The organism is Streptomyces sp. GL_141, assembly GCF_057834385.1.
This window is the reverse complement of sequence record NZ_CM174402.1, coordinates 7546516-7568494: the sequence shown is the minus strand read 5'-3', so window position 1 is coordinate 7568494 and position 21979 is coordinate 7546516. Positions and strand designations below refer to the sequence as shown.

Sequence of the window (21979 nt, the reverse complement as noted above, 5' to 3'; positions counted from 1 at the left end):
TACTGACCCGTCTACTGGACCTCCCGCCTGGTCGGCATGGGCTCGTACGCCTGCCGACTACGCCCCGGCCTTCGGCCGGTAGGTGCACACGTGCACTCCGGTGCCGCTGACGACCGTGGAGACCAGTTCGAACGTGCGGAGGTGGCCATCCGCCGGGTAGATCGTCTTACCGCCACCGACGAGCACCGGCAAGATCATGAGCCGCAGCTCGTCGACCAGCCCCTCGGCCAGCAGGGTGCGGGTGAGGGACGCGCTGCCCATGACCACCAGGTCGCGGCCTTCGGCCTCGCGCAGCTTCTTGATCTGGTCCAGGGCCTGATCTCCGGGGATGCACGTGGTGTTGTTCCACGTCAGCTCGTCCTCGCCGAGGGTGCTGGACACGACGTACTTGGTGACGCTGTTCATGTGGTCGGCGAACGGGTCGCCGGCCCGTGCCGGCCACGCCGCGGCCATGGTCTGCCAGGTGCGGCGCCCGAACAGCAGGGCCTCGGTGTCCGCCTGCCACTCGGCCAGGGCACCGCCCATCACCTCCGGGTCGAAGAACGGATGGCTCCAGCCACCGTGCGCGAAACCGCCGTCGGTGTCCTCGTCCGGATGCCCCGGGGCCTGAACGACGCCGTCCAGGCTGATGAATTCACCAATCGCAATGCGCATAGGGATGCCTCGCTTCCTGATCAGTTGGGTAGATGGGGATGGACCGCGGTCGTGTCGACGGCCTGGAAGGTCGCGCCGGACTCAATACCGCTGGAATCCCTGCTGTTCGCGACAGAAGAAAATCTATGTTGCGTTCGGCACCTCGGCAACCGATTGTGCGCTCAATCAACGCGTTCCTGCAGGTCACTTGAGAGACATCATTGCAATGCGCATGCCGCTAAACGCAACGAGACCCGTCGAATCATTGCAATGACCTGAATGTGAACGCTCACTGACGGTCGGCCTGGACCGTTTCACCTCGTCCTCCGCGAGGGTGTGGGCGACCAGGACGTCGGCGTGGCCCTTCTGACACCGAGCGCCGCATCCCGACCGCACCGGCGATCAGCAGGGCGCCGGCGACGAAGAAGTCGGCGATCTGGATCCAGCCCCAGGTCACCGAAGCTCAGCCGGCCGATGGCGTCGGCGTGAAGTTGAAGCCCTCACGCGTCAGGCCCCGGGTGATCGCCGGGGCCTGCGGCGCTGGAATCTCGTTGCATGTAAGACCGTGGCGGAGACCCAAACCCATCGACTGCCGTTTTCCCTGGTCAGTATGGGTTCCGCTGCTGTACCACCAGCAGACCAAGTACCTATTGGTAAGCTATTCCCCCAAAAGACTCGGCTTCTTCTAAGAAGTTGAGTACGGTGCCTGACCTGCACAAACGACCGGTCAGGCACCGTTGCCCTGCTCTCGAGACGCACATCGCCGGTCCACAGACCGAATTGATTCCGCCTCGACCTTCCTCGGCCCACGCGAGTGCCGGTGGCGACCAGAGCATGGCCGAAACAGCCTGCCAGATCACGTCGATCGTCCACTGGCCCCGACGGATCCACCGGCCGGCCAAAGCCGATACGCCGACCAGCACGGCGGCAGACTCACCGACCTGGGTGGCGTGTCACTTCGTCGCGTCCGCAGACCGTGCCGACAGGGCCGCACGGCCGGCCTCCAGGCGGGCGACGGGGACGCGGAACGGCGAGCAGGATACGTAATCGAGTCCGGCCTCGTGGAAGAAGTGCACGGAGGTGGGGTCACCGCCGTGTTCCCCGCACACGCCGATCTTGAGGTCGGGTCGGGCCGCACGACCTTCACGGACCGCGATCTCGACCAGGCGTCCGACTCCTTCCCGGTCGATCGTCTCGAACGGGGAGGTCTCGAAGATTCCCTTGTCGAGATAGGCGGAGAAGAACTCGGCCTCGACGTCGTCGCGGGAGAAGCCCCATGTGGTCTGCGTCAGGTCGTTCGTTCCGAAGGAGAAGAACTCCGCCTGGCTCGCGATACGACCGGCGGTCAGGGCTGCTCTGGGCAGCTCGATCATGGTTCCGATCGGACAGGTCACCGAGACCCCCGTCTCGCGCGTGACCGTGGACAGCATCTCCTCCACTTCTTGCCTCACGAGGTGGAGTTCCTCGACCGCGCCCACGAGCGGGACCATGATCTCGGCACGCGGATCGCCTCCCGCCCGCTTGCGGGCAACGACGGCCTCTGCGATGGCACGCACCTGCATGGCCACCAGGCCCCGTTTCACGAGACCCAGTCGGACGCCCCGCAGGCCGAGCATCGGGTTCTCCTCGTGCATGCGCGTGACTGCGGCCAACAGCTCGGTGTCGTGTGGATCCTGTGTCCGGCCCAGTGCTTCGTCCCGGGCAAGGCGTACGGCCAGGTCCGTCCGGTCGGGCAGGAACTCGTGCAGGGGCGGGTCGAGCAGCCGGATGGTCACGGGCAAGCCGTCCATGGCGGCGAGGATTCCGGTGAAGTCCTCGCGCTGCAAGGGCAGGAGTGCGGCCAGCGCGACCTCGCGGTCGTTCTCCGTGGGTGCGAGGATCATGGCCTCCACCAGTGGACGGCGATCCCCGAGGAACATGTGCTCCGTACGGCACAGTCCGATGCCCTCTGCGCCGAACCGGCGTGCTCGGGCCGCGTCCTGCGGTGTGTCGGCGTTCGCCCGTACCCCCAGGCGTCGGGTGGCATCGGCGTGCTCCATGAGGCGGTGCACCTCGGGTACGCCCTCCTGCGCGGTGGCGTCCGGCGCGGGTGAGCCCGCCTCGAAGTAGCGCATGACCGCGGAGTCCACCAGCGGTACCGCGCCGAGGCGGACGAGGCCTTCGAAGCCGTCCACGGAGATGGTCTCGCCCTCGGAGACGACGACATCGCCGACGGAGAATCGTCGTGCCCCCAGGTCGATGGACAGCGCGTCGGCCCCGCAGACGCAGACCTTGCCCATACCGCGCGCCACCACCGCCGCATGGCTGGTCTTGCCGCCACGGCTCGTGAGCACCGCCTGAGCGGCGACCATGCCCGGGAGGTCGTCGGGCGTGGTCTCCTGCCGTACGAGCACGACTTCCTCTCCGGCGGCCGCCCGCCGAACCGCCTCCGAGGAGTCGAAGACGACCACGCCCACGGCCGCGCCGGGCGAGGCCGGGATGCCGCGTGTGAGCACGGGAGCCGCGACGCCTGTGTCGAACCGGGGGAACATCAGCCGCGCCAGCATGTCGCCGTCGACTCGGGCCAGCGCTTCGTCAGTGGAGATGAGGCCCTCGTCGGCCAGTTGGGAGGCGATGCTGAAGGCCGCCTGCGCGGTGCGCTTCCCGACACGGGTCTGCAGCATCCACAGGACGCCGTGCTCGATCGTGAACTCGATGTCGCACAAGTCCCGGTAGTGCGTTTCGAGCTGCCCCATGTAGCCGCGCAGCCGGGCGAACGAGACCGGGTCGAGCGTGGCCAGCTTCTGCAGCGGTACGGCGTCGCGGACACCGGAGACGACGTCCTCGCCCTGGGCGTTGCGCAGGTAGTCGCCGTACGGGCCGGGGCGCCCGGTGGCCGGGTCGCGCGTGAACGCGACTCCGCTGCCGGAATCGGAGCCGAGGTTCCCGAAGACCATGCGCTGGATGTTGACCGCTGTCCCGAGACCGTCCGGAATGTGCTCGCGGCGACGGTAGAGGTGAGCGCGGTCACCGTTCCACGACGCGAAGACGGCGAGGATCGCCTGCCGCAGCTGCTCGGTCGGGTCTTGCGGAAACTCACTCCCCGTACGTTCAAGGATGAGGTCCTTGAACATTTCGACGATCCGCATGAGGTCACATACGTCCAGTTGGGAATCGTCTACGACACGGTGCTGATCCTTGACCCGGCGGAGCACGTCTTCGAAGAGGGAGCCGTGGACGCCCATGACGGTGCTCCCGAACATCTGCACGAGGCGGCGGTAGGAATCCCACGCGAACCGCTCCCGGTCGGGGACCTTGGCCAGGCCGAGCACCGAGAGATCGTTCAGACCGATGTCGAGGATGGTCTCCATCATGCCCGGCATGGAGAACCGCGCCCCCGACCTGACCGAGAGGAGCAGCGGGTCGTCCACCTGTCCCAACCGCTTGCCGGCAGCCCTCTCGAGCGCCGCCAGGTGCTCGGCGACCTCGCGGTCCAGGCCTGCGGGCAGCTCACCTGTAGCCAGGAATACGCGGCAGGCCTCCGTCGTGATGGTGAAGCCAGGCGGCACGGGCAGGCCCATGCGGGCCATCTCCGCGAGGTTTGCGCCCTTGCCTCCGAGCAGATCGGCCATGTCCCGGCTGCCCTCGGCGAAGTCGTACACGTAGGAACCCATGACTGCCACCAGCCTCCTCGGCGATATCGCGCTCATCTCTCACACTGGCTTGTCCCGCACCGGTTCCGAGAGGGGCCGGACGGCCCTTCGTAGGGCCGGACGGGCCCTCTGCCCGTGCCTTGGCCAAGCGCGCGGCCACCCGCGGAGGCGCCGTTCGACTCCGCGAAGGGACGTTGGGTACCTGCTCGACCACTCCCGGTATCCGGGACCGTCGGGGCGAGCACGGAAATGCGGATCCGGGCACGACACGAAAGTCGGTGAATGACATGACGGGCTTGCTGGCCGTCGGCGCCATCACGTCCATCGGTCTCGGCGCCATCCTGGCGTTCGCCGTGGACCGGCAGTGGGAGAGCGCCAACCGGACGGTCGTCGGGCTGATCATGGTGGCCGTCGGCATGCTGGCGCTCGTCGTCGCCACGTCCCTTGAGCGACAGGCAACCGGAAGGCCTTCCTGAGCGCCGTGCACACCCCCGGAGGCAAGGGTGCCTCGCCGGCCCACGTGTCAGGCGGAGGCCTCGGACATCGCGCCGTCTCCCACCCCCGTGAGACAGGCCCAGCGGGCGAGTTCGACTCGTTCAAGACGGAGCGCAGGCTGTCCACGGCGGCTGCCGAGAGGGCGTACGCACCACAGGCGGCGAGCCGGATGCCCTGGCGGGTGTATCGCGGGGAACGACGTGCTCCTCGTCGTGTGCCGCAGCTGGAACGGTGCCCGGGGGGGACTGCGTCACGTGCACGGATGCCGAGCACGAGGACGCCCAGGAGACAGCCCAGGGCCGGCAAGAGTTCGCGGCGGCGGAAGGCGGCGAGCCGCCGGAACTCTCGGCCACCTCCACCAAGTGCGCCGGACTCTGCCGCCGTTCAGTCCTTGCCGAGGGTGGCCGCGTGGTCGGGTACGGCGGTCTGCAGCTCCTTGGACGGACGCTCGTAGCCCGTGGACGGCGGCCTCGGCGGCAAGGCCAGCGACGGTACGGCCACGTCCTCGTAGGGAACCGAGGACAGCAGGTGGGCCATCATGTTGAGCCGTGCGCTGCGCTTGTCGTCGCTCTCGACGACGTACCACGGGGCGTCGGCCGTGTCCGTGTGGACGAGCATCTCGTCCTTGGCCCTCGAGTACGCCTCCCAGCGGGTGAGGGACTCCAGATCCATCGGGGAGAGCTTCCACCGGCGCAGCGGGTCCTGCGCGCGGCGCCGGAACCGCTCCTCCTGCACTGCGTCGCTTACGGAGAACCAGTACTTGCGGAGCAGGATCCCGTCCTCGATCAGCATCCGCTCGAACAGCGGGCACTGGCGCAGGAAGCGCTGGTGCTCGGCAGGCGTGCAGAAGCCCATGACGTGCTCCACCCCGGCGCGGTTGTACCAGCTGCGGTCGAAGAGGACGATCTCGCCGGCGGCGGGCAGATGCTCGACGTACCGCTGGAAGTACCACTGCGAACGCTCCCGCTCCGTCGGCGTGGGCAGGGCCGCGATGCGCGCGACACGGGGGTTCAGGTGCTCGGCGACGCGCTTGATCGTGCCCCCTTTGCCCGCGGCGTCACGGCCCTCGAAGACGACGACCAGCCGGGCGCCTTCCGCACGCGTCCACTCCTGGAGCTTGACCAGCTCCGTCTGGAGCCGCAGCAGCTCTCTCTCGTAGACCGCCTTCTTGAGACCCATCGCCGTGTCCGTCCTCTCGCCGTCCAGTGCCGTGATCAAGTCGGTCACGGCACGCGTCCGCGCGCAAGGATGCCTCTCGCATCGCAATCCCGTGTCGGGATGCCGGCCCGGACCTCGCCCTCCGGCTCACCGGACGTCCGCTCCCCCGTTCGCAGTGCCCGCAGCCGATGCCCCCTTCGGGACCGTCTGTACCGATACGCTGGCGCCGGACGGGGCGGGCAGCGAAGGGGAATCACGTGAGTGTGGGGGATCCGTTGACGCAAGTGCCTCGGATGCGGCTGGACGAGCTGCTCGACGAGCTCCAAGTACGCATCGACGCCGTGCGCGGCACCCGGGACCGGGTGCACAGTCTGCTGGAGGCCGTCGTCTCGGTGGGCCGGGAACTGGACCTGGCCCAGGTGCTGCGGCGGATCGTGGAGGCAGCGGCCCTGCTCGTCGACGCCGACTACGGGGCGCTCGGGGTCATAGGCCCCGACGGCCGCACCCTGTCGCAGTTCCTGACCGTGGGGCTCGACGAGGAGGCCATCGCCGAAATCGGTCCCCTGCCGGCCGGTCACGGCCTGCTCGGAGAGGTCATCCACCACCCGGAGCCCTTGCGCCTCACCGATCTCGGCGCCCACTCCTCCTCGTACGGGTTTCCGCCGCACCACCCGCCCATGCGCACGTTCCTCGGCGTACCGATCCGGGTGCGGGACGAGGTGTTCGGGAATCTCTACCTGACCGACAAGCGGGGCGGGTTCGACTTCGACACCGAGGACGAGACGGTGATCTCCACCCTCTCGGTGGCGGCGGGCGTGGCGATCGACAACGCCCGGCTCTACGAAGGGTCCCAGCGCCAGCAGCTGTGGCTCAAGGCCAATGCGGAGATCACCGAGAGCCTGCTGTCCGGCAGTCCCCGTCCGGCGGTGCTGGAGCTCATCGCGCTGCGGGCCCAGGAGATCACGGGGGCCCGGATCGCGGACATCTCCATGCCGGTCCCCGGCGCGGAGGGGCTGTTCGTGGAGTTCGCGGCCGGTGCGGACAGCAAGGCCAGACAGGGACTCGTCGTCCCCTATGCGGGAACCCTCTCGGGAACCGCGCACCGCACCGGGCAACCCGTCACGGTCCTCCACGCCTCGGACGACGACCGCTACCCGGCCGATGCGCAGACACAGGGCGGGCTGGGTCCCGCCGTCGCGGTCCCGCTGGGCACCGCCGGCCGGGAGAGCAGGGGCGTACTGCTGCTCGCGCGCCCGGCCGGAGAGCCCGCCTTCGGCGAGAACGAGCTCGAGCCGCTCGTCGCCTTCGCGGGTCAGGCGACCATCGCCCTCGAGCTGGCGGAGCGGCGCCGGGACGCGGAACAGATAGCACTGCTGGAGGAGCGCGACCGGATCGCACGGGACCTGCACGACCTGGCCATCCAGCGGCTCTTCGCCACCGGCATGACCCTCCAGAGCGCCGCACGGCTCGTCGAGCACGAGGGGGCCGCCGAACGCGTCAGCCGCGCCGTCGAGGACCTGGACGAAACCATCAAGATCATCCGTTCGACGATCTTCGGTCTGCGCACCAAGGACCGCGAGAGCGGACCGGGTCTGCGGGCCCGCGCGGCCCGGGCCGTCGGCGAGGCGGCCACCACCCTCGGCCATCCACCGCGTCTGAGCATGGAGGGCCTGCTCGATACGGACGTCCCGTCCGAGGTCGCCGACCACGTCATGGCGGCGCTGGGCGAGCTCCTGAGCAACGCCGCGCGCCACGCGGGGGCGACCAGGGTCTCCGTGGCCCTCAAGGCCGAACCGGGCGAGATCATACTGACGGTCTCCGACAACGGCAGGGGCGTCCCGGCCCAGGGCCGCAGAAGCGGTCTGCTCAACCTCGACGACCGGGCGCAGAGCCTGGGCGGGTCCTTCATCATCGACACCCCCGACGATGGGGGCAGCCGGCTCGTCTGGCGGGCGCCGCTCCCCACCGGGAGCTGACGGACCCGACTCGATCAGCCCAGGCAAGCGGACTCGGGCAGCGTCCGCTCCGCCTCCAGCCGGAATCCGGTGACGAGGTCGGGGCGGATCCGCAGGGCTCCGGTCATGGAGTCTCCCACCCAGGGACGCAGCAGAGCCGCGAACCGGGCCGCCTCGTCGGCGTCGGTCACCAGGCACGCGTAGCCGGTGACCACGACGCTCCAGCCGAGGTGGGTGACGGGATCGATGGCGTCCGCCTCGTAGGCGACCACCACACCGGGGACATCGGCCGGAGCCACGAGGGAGGCGAGCGCCCCGTCGTCGTGGATCCGCACGATGACGTCCTCGCCTTCGACCAGGTGGTTGACCGGGCGGACGGCAGGCAGCGCGGACTGCGTGAAGACGATGCGCCCCAGGGACACCGTCCCCAGAAGCCTGAGTGCCTCGGCCCTGTCCAGCTCCCGCATGCGCCGGCCGGTCGTCGTATCGCCCGTGCGACCGCCCACGCGTCCTATGCCGTCCTGGTCCATGATCCGCACCTCCATCCGGTATCGATCGTTCGCGGCTTCCGCGTCACCAGCCTCCCTCCCGATCACCACGGGAACCAGGGCCGGATGGTCCCGACCAGGGCACCAGTCTCGGATGCCGCCGCGCTCAGGCCGCCACGATGCGCAGCACGCGGTCGGCACCGAGGACCCGCATCGACTTGGCCACCAGAGGTGGCACGCCGCACAGCCGGAGCCGGGTTCCGGCCCAGCGGCAGCGTTGGTCGACACGCAAGAACAGGCCGATGCCCGAGCTGTCACAGAAGGAGATCCCGGACAGGTCCAGGACGAGGCTGCGGTGACCGGATGCGGCGAGGTCGGTGAGGCGCGGTTCCACCAGCCCCGCCGTATGGAAATCGAGTTCTCCGGCCAACGTGACGCGCACGTCGCCTTCGTTCCTCACCGCGGCCCTCAGGTCGATCAAGGTGGTCGTCATGGAACCTCCACGCTGCGTGCGGCCCTGCGGACGAGCCGCGCCTTTCCCCGTTTGCGGCACCAGCTCACCGCACGCGAACAGGCGCCGGGAAGGTCCACATGCCCCCGACCCAGGGCCGAAGGTCCCTTTCCCCGAAGGCCCACTGCTCGGGGAGGCCGCCGGATGAGGGCCTATCGGCCCTGTCCGTTCGGCCCCTGGGACAGGCAGGATGCTGGAGTTCGGGCGCCCCGCACGAACCCAGGCGAAGGAGTTGCGTCATGACCGACAGCGGTGCCCCCTCCCCCACCAAGCCGCCGATCACGGTCTTCCTCCTCGACGACCACGAAGTCGTACGGCGAGGGGTGCACGATCTGCTGGACGCGGAGCCGGACCTGAACGTGATCGGTGAGGCGGGCACGGCGGAACAGGCCCTGATCCGCATCCCCGCGCTGCGCCCCCAGGTGGCGATCCTCGACGTACGGCTCCAGGACGGCGACGGCGTGAGCGTATGCCGCGAGCTGCGCTCGAAGATGCCCGAACTGGCCTGCCTGATGCTCACCTCCTTCGACGACGAGGAAGCCCTTCTCGACGCGGTGATGGCGGGCGCCTCCGGTTACGTGCTGAAGCAGATCACCGGCACCGACCTGGTCACCGCCGTCCGTACGGTCGCGGCCGGCCAGTCCATGCTCGATCCCGGAGCCACGACCCGGCTGATGGCCCGCATGCGCGGCGACGTGCCCAAGGAGGACCAGGTCACGGGCCTGCCCGGCTTCACCGACCGGGAGAAGGAGATCCTCGTCATGGTCAGCGAGGGGCTCACCAACAGGGAGATCGGCAACCGGCTCTACCTCGCCGAGAAGACCGTCAAGAACATCATCTCGCGGCTGCTCACCAAGCTCGGCGTGGAGCGTCGCGTCCAGGCAGCGGTGATCGCCAGCCACACCTTGACACCGCCGAGCCAGCACCCCGCGCGGGCCGCCGAATAGCCGGCGGCCGGGCACGCAGGAGGGCCGGGCACGCCGTACAGTCGCGCGCCCGGCCTTCCGCCTGACCTGGGCCGGGTCAGGCGTGCGGGACCACCGCCACAGGACAGACCGAGTGGTGCAGGACGGCATGGGCCACCGACCCGATGTGCGCCCCCACCGCCGACTCGCGGACCCGGCGGCCGACGACGAGCAGCTGCGCGTCGGACGCCGCGGTCAGCAGCACGTGGCCCCCGCTTCCCTGCTCCACGTGCGCGACGACTTCGACCTCCGGGTACTTCAGCCGCCACGGCTCCAGCGCCTGCTCCAGCGCGGCCTTCTCGTACGGCTCCAGACCACCGAACTGATCAGCGATCCACATCGACCCGGGGCTGTACCCGTAGACCGGGGGCAGGCTCCAGGCGCGGACCGCACGGAGCGTTGCCTTCCTCGCCGCGGCGGCCTCGAAGGCGACGCGCAGTACCTCGGCGGACTCCTGAACCCCGCCCTGCTGCCCGACGACGACCTCACCCTCCTCCGGCGCGGCCACCGGCCTGCCGTGCGCGGAGCGTACGGACACGACGGGGCACTCGGCGGCGGCGATCACCTGCCGCCCGTAGGAGCCCAGCAGGAACCCGACCAGGGCTCCGTGCCCGCGCGTGCCGAGCACCAGCAACTCCGCTTCCCTGGCGGCGCGCAGGAGGGCCGGCACCGGCACGTCCGAGAGCACTTCCGTGGTGAGGGCCAGTCCCGGGTACCGGTGGGTGAGCTCGCCCTCGACCTCCTTCAGGAGGTCATCGGCCCGGCCGGATTCGGTGTCGCGGTCCTGGACGATCGGTGCTGCGAGCGGCTGCCACAGCCAGGCGTGGACCACGTGCAGGGGCAGGTCGCGCCGTACGGCCTCCCGTGCGGCCCAGTCCGCCGCGGCCCGGCTCTGCGGGGATCCGTCCACTCCGACAACGAGGGTGCGCTTCACAGGTCTGTCCTCCGTACTGATGCCGGAGCATCGGGGTCGGTCGGCAGGGGAGCGGCGCCGGCCGGGGGAACCGGCGCCGCTGAACTCACCTTCGCCGCTGGACGCCTTGCCATACAGGGGCCAACAGTCCCTCCCCCAGGGCCGCTCATCCCTTCCCGACGCCCACTCGGTCGACGACCTCCTCGCCGGACGAGGGGCCCTGTCGCGGTTCCAGCCGGTGGCCTTGCGGGCGGTCAGGTGCCGGACAGCTTCGGCGCCGGGGCTGACGAGCTCCGCAGGATCTCCGGCTTCCGGGGCCGGCCTGGTCGCCGCGGCCCCGGACCGGTGCTTCCGCTACAGGAGCCACCGGTTGCGGCGGACTACGGGCAGGCTCCGCCAAGCGGTGCCCAGCCCCCAGAAGCGCCCGGCTCCGATCACCGCCAGCATCACCAGAACAGCCGCGTACAGGACGTGATAGTCCACCAGAGGGTTCGTCGACATGCTGAGGCTGCCGTCCGAAAGGTGCCGGGCCGGAGGCCACTCGGCAGCCCACATGAGCGCCATCATCGCGGTACCCGCGACAGCGGCGGCCCTCAGGGCGACACCGCTCGCCAGAGCGATGCCGATGCCGAGCAGCCCCAGCATGAAAGCCCAGTCGGCCCAGGCCGCCCCGGCCCAGGCGTGGAAGGTTCCCTCCAGCGGACCGGCGGCAACATGGCTCAGGAAGCCCTTGGTGGGAGAACCGCCGTCGATCCAACCCTTGCCCGCCGGAGTCGCGTACCCCCAGCCGAACGCCTTGTCACCGAAGGCCCAGAGGAACGTGAACGAGGTCAGGAGGCGGGTCGTCGCCGCGATGCGCGCTACGGCCACGGGTGCGGCAAGCTCATCAAACGCGCTGTCGGACGCCGTTGTGGCCCAGGCGGCCTTTCGCCACCCTGCGAGGGACATCCCGGGCTGACGGTGCTGGTGCAGAGCCATGACGTGGAACCCTTTCCTCACAGCAGGCCGTGCGCCTGCCCATCGCCAATGTCCTCGCTCGGAGAGCGGCGTGCCCGGGGGCGAACGGCCCACACCAAGTGACCAAACGTCCTTCACCACAACGGAGTTCAGCGCGTCCGCGCACCGAAGGAGACCTTGGATCCGGCGGCCGGGTCCTGTCGGCTTCGCGCCCGGGTACGGATGGCCCCCAAGCCGGGCCGGTTGGCACTGGCCGGAGGAGGTTGCCCGAAGCGAGGCTGATGCCGACGGAGGAGGAATCCACATGAGCCATCTCAAGTCCCGTCCAGAGGTTGACGTCCTGGTGAACAAGCGAGGGCCAGTGCCCGAGGGCGCGTCCGAGTACGTCCAAGCGAAGATGCTGGCAGCGATCGCACACGTGGGGCCACCGGTCCTTGCCGTCCGTGCCAAGCTCACGCAGACGGCCAACCCATCGGCGAGCCGTCCCGCCATCGCCCAGGCCGTGGTGAACGTGAACGGCCACCCGGTGCGCGCCCACTGTGCCGCGGACACGATGTTCGAGGCGGTCGATCTCCTGCAGGAGCGACTGGCCACACGCCTCGCCAGCGCCCGGCAGCACTGCGGACGAGACCATCGTCCCGACCACAACCAACCGCCGCCGCCGGTTGACGAACCCCACATCGTGCGCCAGAAGGCATGCGGCCTGGGACGGCAGACCCCCGAAGACGCCGTCATCGACATGGAGTCCATGGACTACGACTTCTGGCTGTTCACCGACATGACATCGGGAGCCGACTGCGTCGTCTACCGCCAGGGCCAGACCGGCGGGTACCGCGTGGCCTCTGCCGGCGGGGACAGCCAGCAGTACGAAGCCGGTCCCCTGCTGAGCGTGAGTTCGGCCGCCGCCCCTGAATGCGGCATCGACGCGGCCGTCGACCGCATGCGTATCGCGGGGCTCGCCTTCGTGTTCTTCGTCGACTCGGCCACGGGACGAGGATGCGTCCTCTACCAGAGGCAGGACGGCCACTACGGCCTGATCTCCCCTACACCGTAGAACACCGGCCCCGACGCCGTGGCCCTCATCCCGCACAAGTGACTACCACGGTACGCGCAAGTCCCGTTGCCCGCGTTACCTCTTGGGAGCTCCGGCGACTTCGTGCGGGCTCCGGCAGACCGGGCGACAGAGGACCGTTCGGCCCGGCTCCCGGGCCCCCTGGACCATCGCCCCCTACGGCCCGACGCGGAAGGGTGGGACGCACACCGCCGACGGCGGTCGTCGCTCTGCCCTTCACGCTTCTGGAGGAGACACCATGTCACGTACGGTCATCGCGGGCCTCGACGGGTCCCCCGCATCGCTGGCAGCCGCTGAGTGGGCCGCCCGTGAGGCCCAGCGGCGCCGACTCCCGCTCAAACTGCTGCACGCGGTGGAGGAGTGGATCCCGTCGTACGGCTACGCGTCGCAGGCCGCAGCCACGCCCTCCCCTCAGTACTGGGGCGAGCGCATTCCGCGTGAGGTGGCGCAGGAGTTGGCCGAGCGGCACCCCGATCTGGAGATCACCACGGAGCAAGTGGACGGCCGGCCCCTGACCGTCCTGGCCGCTGCCGCACAGGGGGCCGAACTGCTGGTACTGGGCTCGCGCGGGCTGGCGGCCATGGCGGGTTTCCTCGTCGGATCCGTGTCCCAGGCCGTACTCGCCCACGCCGAGCGCCCCGTGGTGGTCGTACGGCCCGGCGCCTGGACGGACACCGCCTATCTGCCGATGCCCGCCGGCAACGGGCCGCAGGAAGGCGCCTACCGGCCGGTCGTGCTCGGGCTGGACCTCTCCCGCCCGTGCGACAACCTCCTCGACCACGCCTTCGACGCAGCGGCCTCGCGGCGATCCCCGCTGCGTGTGATCCACAGTTGGAACATGCCGCCCGCCTTCTCCTTCGACCCGGCGCTGTTCGCCCCCGAGGTGCGGGACGGCCTGGCGGCCGGCACGGCAACCGCGCTCGGCGACGCACTGCGGCCGTGGCGCGGCAAGTACCCCCGGGTTCGCGTCGAAGAGGAATGCTCCGTGGGGCAGGCCGCCGGACATCTCATCGAGGCTTCGGCGGACGCCTCGCTGGTCGTCGTCGGCCGACGGATCCGCCGCTCGGCCATCGGCACCCACCTCGGCCCGGTCGCCCACGCCGTGCTCCACCACTCCACGGCCCCGGTCGCGGTCGTACCGCACCCCTGAGTCCCGGGAAACAGGCAGCATCCGCAGTGATGCGGGTGGCACGGGGTCTGCCAGGTTCAGCTGCGCCCCTTCCCGGATCCCGAGGGCGGGGAGGTCGAGGACGGCTCAGGCAGAACATCAGGGCCCACATCAGGGCGAGGAGGCCGCAGACCCACCACAGCACGGTGACGAACGCGTCGCGGCTGACCGCGCCGTCGGGAGAGCCGCCGGTGATGGCGAAGAACACCACGGCGGTGAGCGCGGTGCCCAGCGCGATGCCCAGGTGAATGGCGGTGTTGAACAGGCCCGAGGCCGAGCCGGCGTCCTCGTGCGGGACCCTGGCCAGCGACAGATCGGCGAGCGGGCCGGAGACCATGCCCAGGCTGAAGCCGATCAGCACCACCGGAGGGGTCATCGCCAGCAGGGTCAGGTCGGCCTGGTGGCTGCCGATCTGGAGCCCGTAGGCGACCATCGCAGCGGTCGCGATGAGAGCTCCGGCCTGCGGCAGACGGCGGGCGAAACGTCCGGCGGTCTTCGCCGCGATGGTCGCGCCGCCCAGTTCTCCCACGGAGAGCAGCACGAAGGCCACGGCCGCCTCAAGCGGGCTCATGCCGAGTCCGCGCTGCAGGTACAGCGTCCAGGTCATGAAGAACAGGCCGCACAGCAGGCCGTGCATCAGGTCCGTGGCCATGCCCCCGGAGAACTGCCTGATCCGGAAGAGGGACAGGGTCACCAGCGGGGCGTTGCCCTGCCTGCGTCGCCGACTCGGGGATGAATCTGCGTCCGAGGAGGAGTACAGCCAGCCCGACGGGCACGTTGACCAGGAAGATCGGCCGCCAGGACAGCCCGAACAGGTCGGCCTGGGTGAGTACGCCGCCCAGGACCGGGCCCAGGACGTTGGCGATGGCCATGACGGCCCCGTACAGGCCGAACGCCTTGCTGCGGTTGTGGCCTTCGAAGGTGACGTGCATGGTCGCCAGGACCTGCGGGATCATCACGGCCACGCCGACGCCCTGGAGCAGGCAGGCGCCGATCAGCACGCCCGGGCCGGCGGCCAGGCCGCACAGCAGCGAGGCGGCGGTGAACACGACGGTGCCGATGAGCAGGAGCCTGCGGCGGCCGTGGATGTCACCGAGCCGTCCGCCGGTGATCAGTCCGACGGCGACGGGCAGGGAGTAGGCGGTGGTCAGCCACTGCACCGCGACCGGTCCGGCGCCGGTCGACTCCTGGATGGCCGGCAGCGCGGTGAGGACGAACGGGAACTCCTGATCCAAAGGAATCGGGGAGGGGTGACGCAACTCAGGCCAGCGCGACGTCCGCCCCCGGACACGTGCGACAACACAGCACGCGGGGAACACGGACGACTACATGGCCTGGTTGATAAGACGTCACCCCAAGATCGACACAGAAGGAACAGGAAGTCCGGTCACTGCCACCGAAACATTGGCGCAGGAACTCCAACACGCTACAGCGCCCCCACGCCACTCCGCACAGCAGAATGGCCCCGCCCCTAGGGCCTGTATTGAGTCGTGATCGGTTTGTCGGATCCGCCTTCGCTGTGAGGGCGGATCCGGTAGTCCGGTACACATGACACGTGATCAACTGACGGACGACGAGTGGGGGTTCGTCGAGCCGTATCTGCCGGTCGGTGAGTACGGCCCGTATCCAGAGCGGCTGCGGCAACAGTTCGAGGGCGTGATCTGGAAGTTCCGCTCGGGAGCGCAGTGGCGGGAGATGCCGGGCCGATTCGGCGCCTGGTCTACCGTGCACAACAGGTTCAGGCAGTGGCGGGACGCCGGAGTTTTCGAGGCGCTGCTGGAGGGGCTGATCGCCGAGGCGGCCGGGCGGAGCAGGGTGGATATGTCGCTGGTCAGCGTTGACTCCACGACGGTCCGTGCCCATCACGACGCGGCCGGAATGCGTCTGGAGGAGGACGTTTTGGACGCTCTGGAAAAGGCCGCCTTCGAGGCGGAGGCGGCCCGGCAAAAGGGGGCGGCGCGACGGAACAAGACGGACACGGCGACGTCGCTGATCCCGGCCGGCCCGAACGGCGGCGCGTCCGGCGACGGCGCAAGCTCCGCTTGAAAGCTGCTTTGCTCGGGCGCTCACGAGGCGGACAGACCAGCAAGATTCACCTGGCTGCCGACCGCAGGTGTCGGCCCCTGGCCCTGATCCTGACCGCAGGGCAGGCCGCGGACAGCCCGCAGTTCATCCCCGTGCTCAACAAAGTGCGGGTCCGCGGGCCCGTTGGTCGTCCCCGCACCCGGCCCGGCGCAGTCGCCGCAGATAAGGCCTACTCGTCCTGCGGCAACCGCGCCTACCTGCGCAAACGCCGCATCAAGGCAGTCGTACCGGAGAAGAAGGACCAGGCCGCCAACCGGAAGAACAAAGGCCGCAGGGGCGGCCGGCCACTCACCCACGACGCCGACCTTTACAAGGAGCGGAACACCGTCGAGCGCCTGATCAACAAGCTGAAGGCCTGGCGAGGCATCGCCACTCGATACGACAAAACACCCGAGAGCTACCTCGCCGGCCTCCACCTGCGCGCCTCAATGATCTGGATCAAGGACCTCACCCGGACCGGCCCTTGATCACGACCGAATACGCGCCCTAGCTCGGTCGCAACGCTCCTCGGCCAGGCGATGCAGCCCGGCCAGCGTGGAGCCCGGCCGGGCTCCACGCGTGCGGCGTGCTACAGGAGGCAGTCCTCGCCGTCTTCGGTTCGGCGCGCGCCTTCCTCACCCCACCCCTCCACACTCCGGGGACGCCGGCCCCGGCAGCTGTTGCCGGCGCCCAGCCTCCCGTCAGCACGGTGCGGATCGGCCTGAGGGGCTGCGGGCAGGACGAGCCGAAGCCCGAGCCCGCGCGTCTCGGCCTCGGCGGCTGCCCGCGCCAAGACCGCGTACCAGTTCTCCGAAGGGTCGATGCGTACGAGGATCTCACCGACTTCGCTCGTCGTCATGACGCCTCACTCCTGCTTTCGTCGCCGTGGCGGGGGATGAGTTCGACGGGGCAGTGCGCATGGTGCACGAGGCTGTGCGTCACGCGCCCCAGGGTTCGGCCGATGTATCCGGGCTTCCGGCGCCCGCCGATGACCAGCAGATCCGCGTGACGGGACGCCTCCACCAGCGCCCCGGCCGCGGACACGCTCTCCTCGGAGTCGGCCCATACGGTCAGAGAGGGGAATTCGTCCCGGATCTGCTCCGCGACGAACGCCAGACTCGACTGCGCGTGATGGCCGACGCCCTCGTTCAGGCCCCTGAGTTCTCGCACCGCCGAGCCGACGGACTGCAGGATGCTCCGGACGTGCAGCAGTCGCAGTGAGGCCTTGCGCAGTTCGGCCGCCCGCGCCGCATGACGCACGCAATCGAGGTCGCGCTCGTCACGGACGCCGGCCAGCACGACGTCGTGCCCGGCCGCCTCCTCGCTCCCCCGGACGACGACCACGGGCGTGCGGGCCTCCGCCACGACCTTGAGCCCGACCGAGCCCAGGGTCAATGAGCTGAATCCGCCCGGACCCCGATGACCAACGACGAGGGTGCCGCTGCCGCTTGCGGCCCGGCGCAGGCTCATGGCAGGTCCGCTGCGGCTGAGCTCCGTCGTCACGGAGAGCGCGGGATGGCGGGCCTGCGCAGCCTGCGCGGTGCCTTCGAGCAGTTCACGACCTTCGGTACTGACCCGTTCCAGGTCCTCGTCCGAGAGATCGAGGACGCGGCCGTCGATGTCGGACCCGAACACGATGTGCAGGGGGCGCCTGCGCCGGGCGGCCTCGTCCGAGGCCCAGAGCGCCGCCCATCGGGCCGGCCCGGACCCGTCGACGCCGACGATGACCGATCCGAGTGCCGGACCGCCACGGTTGCTTTCCATGGTTCCTCCACGCTGACTGCTCCTTGGGGACAGCTCCACGCTGTCACCGCGGCGCCCGACAGCAGAGGGTCCCTCAGGACCTCATCTGGGCCGAAGGTCCCGGCCGATGACTCGATGACGACAGTCCCTGCTGCTCAATCACGACTGCACCGATGATCATGCGCTGCCACTGCCTATCCGGTCTCGGCGACATCTCCGCACCGGGTGAATGCCCAGTCCCACCCGGACTTGCGCAGCGTCAGTACGCTCGGCGGCCGTGGTCGGGTACGTGGCCTCCGTGCTGACCCCGCTGTCCAGGTCATGGTCCAGTCGGACCCGCGGGTGCCCGCGGTCCTGTCGCGGGCGGGCACCCGGGGCGTCATGCCGCTGACCGCGGCCCTGTCCCTCCCCGTCGCCAATGCCGACGGCACTCCGCCGGCGCAGCGGGAGGAAGCCGGCGCACGGCTCAGCCTCGCCGAAGCGGGCCTGCGCCGCCTGGACGAACTCTCCGGACTCGAAGCCTCACCCGAGGCGGTCCTCGGACGCCCGGTTCCGCAAGGACCCGTCCAAGGGGATCCTCGCGGAGCGCTGACAGTGCTCCGTGGACGTCGCGTTCGTCGCCCTGCGCTCCAACGCACGCGCCCACAACACAGCTAGCGCCCGAGATCGCCTACGTCACCACTCTCATCCCCGCCGGCCCGACAGGGCGCGGGCGTCGCAGAGCGGGGCCCTCCCGCTGAGCCGACCTCATCTTGTCGCGGCCGGCGGAACGGTCGGTCTTCCCCTCCTTGAGCCCTGGTCCTATTGTCCCAGTGGGAAGTGGTCCCGGCGCGGTGCAGCCCGCGCAAGGTGCCGCCCTTCCCGGGCTCCCAGTCCCCGAGCCGGAACGGATTACCGAGGCCGGGCCGGAGCCCCATCGCAGAACGCCGACGCGCAGAGCTCCGACCTCCGTCCTGCGCGCGTTCGAGACGGAGTGCCGGCTCACCGGCTCCGTAGACGCGGAGGACGCCTGCGGGGACGCGACAGCGGCGCTTTCGCATCCCCTCTGCGCACGGCCACCGCCTTGGGGGGCGGCGGCCGTGCGGCCAGGCACTCCCCGGCCGGGCCGCGTAGCCTCACATCACTTCACCTCACAGGGTGCGGAGCTCGGCTTCTGAAATAGCCGGGACGACGGTGCCGGCCGCCTCCCACAACACGCACTAAGGTCGGTAGACGAGCTCGATCACCATCGCCGCGATGAGCCCCCAAACGCCGATTCCCAATAGCCACATGACGTCGAGGGCGGCGCCGGTGGTGACGACCACCAAGCCGCCCGCCCCGAGGGCGAGTACGGTCCTGTGGATGCCGCGGTCGGGACGCCAGTCGATGGTCACAGCAGTGAGAATCCCGCCGGATCCTCCTCGCGTCGAGGAGCCGGCGGGATTCCTGTCGGTTTCTTGACGCCCCGTCGCCTGACGTCAGCCTGCGTGGACGTGGGGGCGGCGGGCGCGGTCGGGTTCGGCTTCGCGGATGACCTCGCGGGTGACCGGGGCGACTTCGCCCTGGCCGAAGAGGAAGAAGCGGAGGAAGTTGGTCATCGGGTTGCCCTCGGTCCACTCGAAGTAGATGTGGGGGCGCTGGCCCGTCTCATCACGTACGTGGAGCAGGAACGCGGCCAGGGCGTTGGGGATGCTGGAGCTCTCCAGGGTCAGGACTCGGTAACGGCCGTGGAGCACTTCGCCGCGGACCCGCATGCCCGATTCGAACTCGGACGCGTCCAGGACGGTGACCTCGACGAACATCACGTCGTCACCGGGCGGGATGTCGTTGTCCGCGCGGATCTGTTCCTTCTTCTGCCGGTACTCCTCCAGGTCCCGGTTGTCGGGCTCGTTCGCGATGAAGCGGATCGTGCGGTTGGACGTGTCGCGGATGAAGCGCTGCGCCATGTCGTCCAGTTCCACGTCCGTGACGCGCAACTCGAAGACGCGCGCGAGGCGGGAGAGGAGGGACAGGGCCATGATGCCGGCGATGAAGCAGGCGCCGATCTTCACGCCGTCGGGGCGCTCCACGACGTTGACGGCCGTGGTGTAGATGAAGACGGCCGAGATGATGCCGAAGCCGATGGTCCAACCGCGCTCGCCCGCGCGGCGGGCGGCGATGGTCACGGCGACGGCGGCCGAGGTGATCAGGACGAGGACGCCGGTGGCGTACGCGCCGCCCTGGGCGTCGACGTCGGCGTTGAAAATCCAGGTCACCAGGAACGCCACCAGGGTGAACACGATCACCATCGGGCGCAGGGCCCGGGCCCAGTGCGGGGCCATGCCGTAGCGGGGCAGGTAGCGCGGCATCAGGTTGAGCAGGCCGGCCATCGCAGAGGAGCCCGCGAACCAGAGGATGAGGATGGTGGAGATGTCGTAGACCGTGCCGAAGGCGGAGCCCAGGTACTCGTGCGCCAGGTAGGCGAGGGCGCGTCCGTTCGCCTCGCCGCCCGGCTTGAACTGATCGGCCGGGATCAGGAGCGTGGTGATGAAGCTGGAGCAGATCAGGAAGACGCTCATGATGATGGCCGCGGTCGTCAGCAGCTTCTTGGCACCGCGGATCCGGCCGGCCGGGTTCGCCTCGGTGTCCTCGGGTTCGCCCTTGACGTGCGGCATGACCGCCACACCGGTCTCGAATCCGGAGAGGCCGAGCGCGAGCTTCGGGAACACGACGAGGGCGATGGCGATCATCATGAACGGGTTGCCGTGCTCGGTGGTCAGCGCGGTCGTCCAGTCGGTGATGACGTGCGGTTCGGTCATCACGTTCCAGAGGCCGACGGCCACGACCACGACGTTCAGGCCGAGGTAGGTGGCCACCAGGACCACGGCGACGCCGATGGCCTCGCTGAACCCCTTGAGGAACACGGCGCCGAGCAACGCGATCATGATCAGGGTGATCAGTACTTCGTGACCGTGGAGCGTACTGGTGAGGTGCGGGTTCTCCACCAGGTGCGCGGTGGCGTCCGCGGCGGAGAGGGTGATGGTGATGAGGAAGTCGGTCGCCGCGAACCCGAGGAGGGTCAGGACGAACAGCTTCCCCTTCCAGAACGTCAGGAGCCGTTCCAGCATGGCGATCGAGCCCTCGCCGTGCGGACTCTCCTCCGCCACCCGCCGGTAGACCGGCAGCGCGCCGAAGAGCGTGAGCAGGACGAGCACGATGGTCGCCAGGGGCGACAGCAGCCCGGCCGCCAGTGCGGCGATGCCCGGCTGGTAGCCGAGGGTGGAGAAGTAGTCGAGGCCCGTCAGGCACATCACCCGCCACCACGGACGGCCGTGCGGCTGGGCCGCCGCCTCCTTGGCGGCGGGCGAACTGTTCTCGGCGGTCAAGCCTTCCAGCATCCACGCCCGCAGGCGCGACGTGCGGGCAGGGGTGGCCATCGTGGTGGGCTCCTGTCGTACGGCAAGGAATCAGCCATCGACGTCGACGGCTGAGCAAGCGTACGCAGCCTGATCACTTATGCCCGCACTTGAGCCAATCCTGACGCGTCCTTAACGACCACCCTCCCGATGGCGTAACGGACGTACTCCCGCTGCCGCCGGATCCCCGCCTGCCCGGGCGGCAGTCGGCTGAGCCGGTTCCGCCCTTCAAGGCACTCGGCACCTCACCCGCAGCAGTCGCAGCCGGTGGCGGAGGGGACCTCGATGACGGAGTCGAGGCCGAAGCCGATCAGGGCGGTGGAGGAGGCGAGGGTGCCGGCCGTGATGGCGACGATCGCCTCGATGACGTTGCAGGCGATGGTCGCGGCCACGAGGAGCCGCATCCGGCGGGTGAGCGCGTCCCGCCGGGCCGGGAAGGGCCCGAGGGATATGGACATGTTTGCGGCCATCGTCAGGAGCACCCCTTCTCGGCGGTGTCCGGGCAGGTGCGGTCGGTTTCGATGGCCACTACGGCGGTGCGCAGGTCGTCGAGTGCGTGGCCGAGGCTTTCGTCGGCGAGCTCGTAGCGGGTGCGGCGGCCGTTCGGCACGGTGACGTGTTGGCACGGTCCTGGCCACGCGAGCCGTCCGACCCAGTCCCCCGCTGGAGCCGGACGGCTCATGTGGTGTGCGACGGCTGACCGGCGCGCGGTCGCATCGGCCCGTACCCCCACGGTGGGGCCATGCGTTTCCCCGGCGGTGTTCAGGTCACCGCCCACCAACCGCGCGCCACCGGACCTCATCCGTTTCCGGATCCGGCTCCGTCGCCACATCACTCTGCACCGGGCCGAC

General features: G+C 69.7%; 16 protein-coding genes and 4 pseudogenes. 6 read left to right on the top strand and 14 right to left on the bottom strand.

Annotated elements, in window-relative coordinates:
- Positions 1–57: 57 nt before the first annotated feature.
- Both AC3IX6_RS33780 and ppdK read right to left on the bottom strand, forming a co-directional pair.
- Positions 58–654 (bottom strand): dihydrofolate reductase family protein, encoded by a 597-nt coding sequence (locus AC3IX6_RS33780; protein WP_422466965.1) that lies wholly within the window; start codon positions 652–654, stop codon positions 58–60.
- 932 nt (positions 655–1586) lie between these two features.
- Positions 1587–4286, bottom strand: coding sequence for a pyruvate, phosphate dikinase (gene ppdK / locus AC3IX6_RS33775; protein ID WP_489367078.1), 2700 nt, complete (start codon positions 4284–4286; stop codon positions 1587–1589).
- Between the two features lie 266 nt (positions 4287–4552).
- Between ppdK and AC3IX6_RS33770 the strand changes: the two genes are divergently transcribed.
- Positions 4553–4741, top strand: a complete 189-nt coding sequence (locus AC3IX6_RS33770; protein WP_489367077.1) for a hypothetical protein — start codon at positions 4553–4555, stop codon at positions 4739–4741.
- Between the two features lie 403 nt (positions 4742–5144).
- Here AC3IX6_RS33770 and ppk2 read toward each other — a convergent pair whose 3' ends face one another.
- Positions 5145–5939 (bottom strand): polyphosphate kinase 2, encoded by a 795-nt coding sequence (ppk2, locus tag AC3IX6_RS33765; RefSeq protein WP_489371642.1) that lies wholly within the window; start codon positions 5937–5939, stop codon positions 5145–5147.
- 272 nt (positions 5940–6211) lie between these two features.
- Between ppk2 and AC3IX6_RS33760 the strand changes: the two genes are divergently transcribed.
- A complete protein-coding gene (locus AC3IX6_RS33760) occupies positions 6212–7894 on the top strand; it encodes a sensor histidine kinase (protein ID WP_489371641.1) in 1683 nt (560 codons plus the stop codon).
- Positions 7895–7908: 14 nt separating this feature from the next.
- Here the strand turns inward: AC3IX6_RS33760 and AC3IX6_RS33755 are convergent, their stop codons facing one another.
- Both AC3IX6_RS33755 and AC3IX6_RS33750 read right to left on the bottom strand, forming a co-directional pair.
- The gene (locus tag AC3IX6_RS33755; RefSeq protein ID WP_489367076.1) at positions 7909–8403 is read right to left on the bottom strand and encodes a pyridoxamine 5'-phosphate oxidase family protein; all 495 of its coding nucleotides are present in this window, start codon (positions 8401–8403) and stop codon (positions 7909–7911) included.
- Between the two features lie 124 nt (positions 8404–8527).
- A complete protein-coding gene (locus tag AC3IX6_RS33750) occupies positions 8528–8854 on the bottom strand; it encodes an STAS domain-containing protein (protein ID WP_489367075.1) in 327 nt (108 codons plus the stop codon).
- Between the two features lie 257 nt (positions 8855–9111).
- Here AC3IX6_RS33750 and AC3IX6_RS33745 point away from each other — a divergent pair, with 257 nt between their 5' ends.
- Positions 9112–9819: a response regulator gene (locus AC3IX6_RS33745; RefSeq protein ID WP_489367074.1), complete on the top strand. Its 708-nt coding sequence runs from the start codon at positions 9112–9114 to the stop codon at positions 9817–9819.
- Positions 9820–9895: 76 nt separating this feature from the next.
- On the opposite strand, the gene AC3IX6_RS33740 is transcribed toward AC3IX6_RS33745, so the two are convergent.
- Together AC3IX6_RS33740 and AC3IX6_RS33735 are read right to left on the bottom strand one after the other, a co-directional pair.
- Complete coding sequence (locus tag AC3IX6_RS33740) at positions 9896–10771, bottom strand: universal stress protein (RefSeq protein WP_489367073.1); 876 nt, start codon at positions 10769–10771, stop codon at positions 9896–9898.
- A gap of 333 nt (positions 10772–11104) precedes the next feature.
- Complete coding sequence (locus tag AC3IX6_RS33735) at positions 11105–11728, bottom strand: hypothetical protein (protein ID WP_489367072.1); 624 nt, start codon at positions 11726–11728, stop codon at positions 11105–11107.
- 283 nt (positions 11729–12011) lie between these two features.
- Here AC3IX6_RS33735 and AC3IX6_RS33730 point away from each other — a divergent pair, with 283 nt between their 5' ends.
- A complete protein-coding gene (locus AC3IX6_RS33730) occupies positions 12012–12761 on the top strand; it encodes a sigma 54 modulation/S30EA ribosomal C-terminal domain-containing protein (protein WP_489367071.1) in 750 nt (249 codons plus the stop codon).
- Positions 12762–13017: 256 nt separating this feature from the next.
- Entirely contained in the window at positions 13018–13929 is a 912-nt protein-coding gene (locus AC3IX6_RS33725; RefSeq protein WP_489367070.1) for a universal stress protein, read from the top strand.
- Between the two features lie 301 nt (positions 13930–14230).
- Here the strand turns inward: AC3IX6_RS33725 and AC3IX6_RS33720 are convergent.
- Positions 14231–15107: pseudogene (locus AC3IX6_RS33720) on the bottom strand (MFS transporter); the annotation flags it as partial.
- Positions 15108–15495: 388 nt separating this feature from the next.
- On the opposite strand from AC3IX6_RS33720, the pseudogene AC3IX6_RS33715 reads away from it, so the two are divergent.
- Positions 15496–16499: pseudogene (locus tag AC3IX6_RS33715) on the top strand (IS5 family transposase).
- Between the two features lie 101 nt (positions 16500–16600).
- On the opposite strand, the gene AC3IX6_RS33710 reads toward AC3IX6_RS33715, so the two are convergent.
- The 6 genes and pseudogenes from AC3IX6_RS33710 to AC3IX6_RS33685 all read right to left on the bottom strand — a co-directional run.
- On the bottom strand, positions 16601–16870 hold the full coding sequence (locus AC3IX6_RS33710) for a hypothetical protein (RefSeq protein WP_489367069.1): 270 nt from the start codon (positions 16868–16870) through the stop codon (positions 16601–16603).
- The gene (locus AC3IX6_RS33705) at positions 16867–17775 is read right to left on the bottom strand and encodes a universal stress protein (protein ID WP_489367068.1); all 909 of its coding nucleotides are present in this window, start codon (positions 17773–17775) and stop codon (positions 16867–16869) included. The genes AC3IX6_RS33710 and AC3IX6_RS33705 overlap by 4 nt, the downstream gene beginning before the upstream one ends.
- 1178 nt (positions 17776–18953) lie before the next feature.
- Positions 18954–19127 (bottom strand): hypothetical protein, encoded by a 174-nt coding sequence (locus AC3IX6_RS33700; protein WP_327256453.1) that lies wholly within the window; start codon positions 19125–19127, stop codon positions 18954–18956.
- Positions 19128–19211: 84 nt separating this feature from the next.
- On the bottom strand, positions 19212–21149 hold the full coding sequence (locus AC3IX6_RS33695; RefSeq protein WP_489367067.1) for an APC family permease: 1938 nt from the start codon (positions 21147–21149) through the stop codon (positions 19212–19214).
- A gap of 248 nt (positions 21150–21397) precedes the next feature.
- Positions 21398–21598, bottom strand: a pseudogene (locus AC3IX6_RS33690) (cation transporter); the annotation flags it as partial.
- Positions 21599–21600: 2 nt separating this feature from the next.
- Positions 21601–21744 (bottom strand): annotated as a pseudogene (locus AC3IX6_RS33685) (transcriptional regulator); the annotation flags it as partial.
- Between the last annotated feature and the right edge of the window lie 235 nt (positions 21745–21979).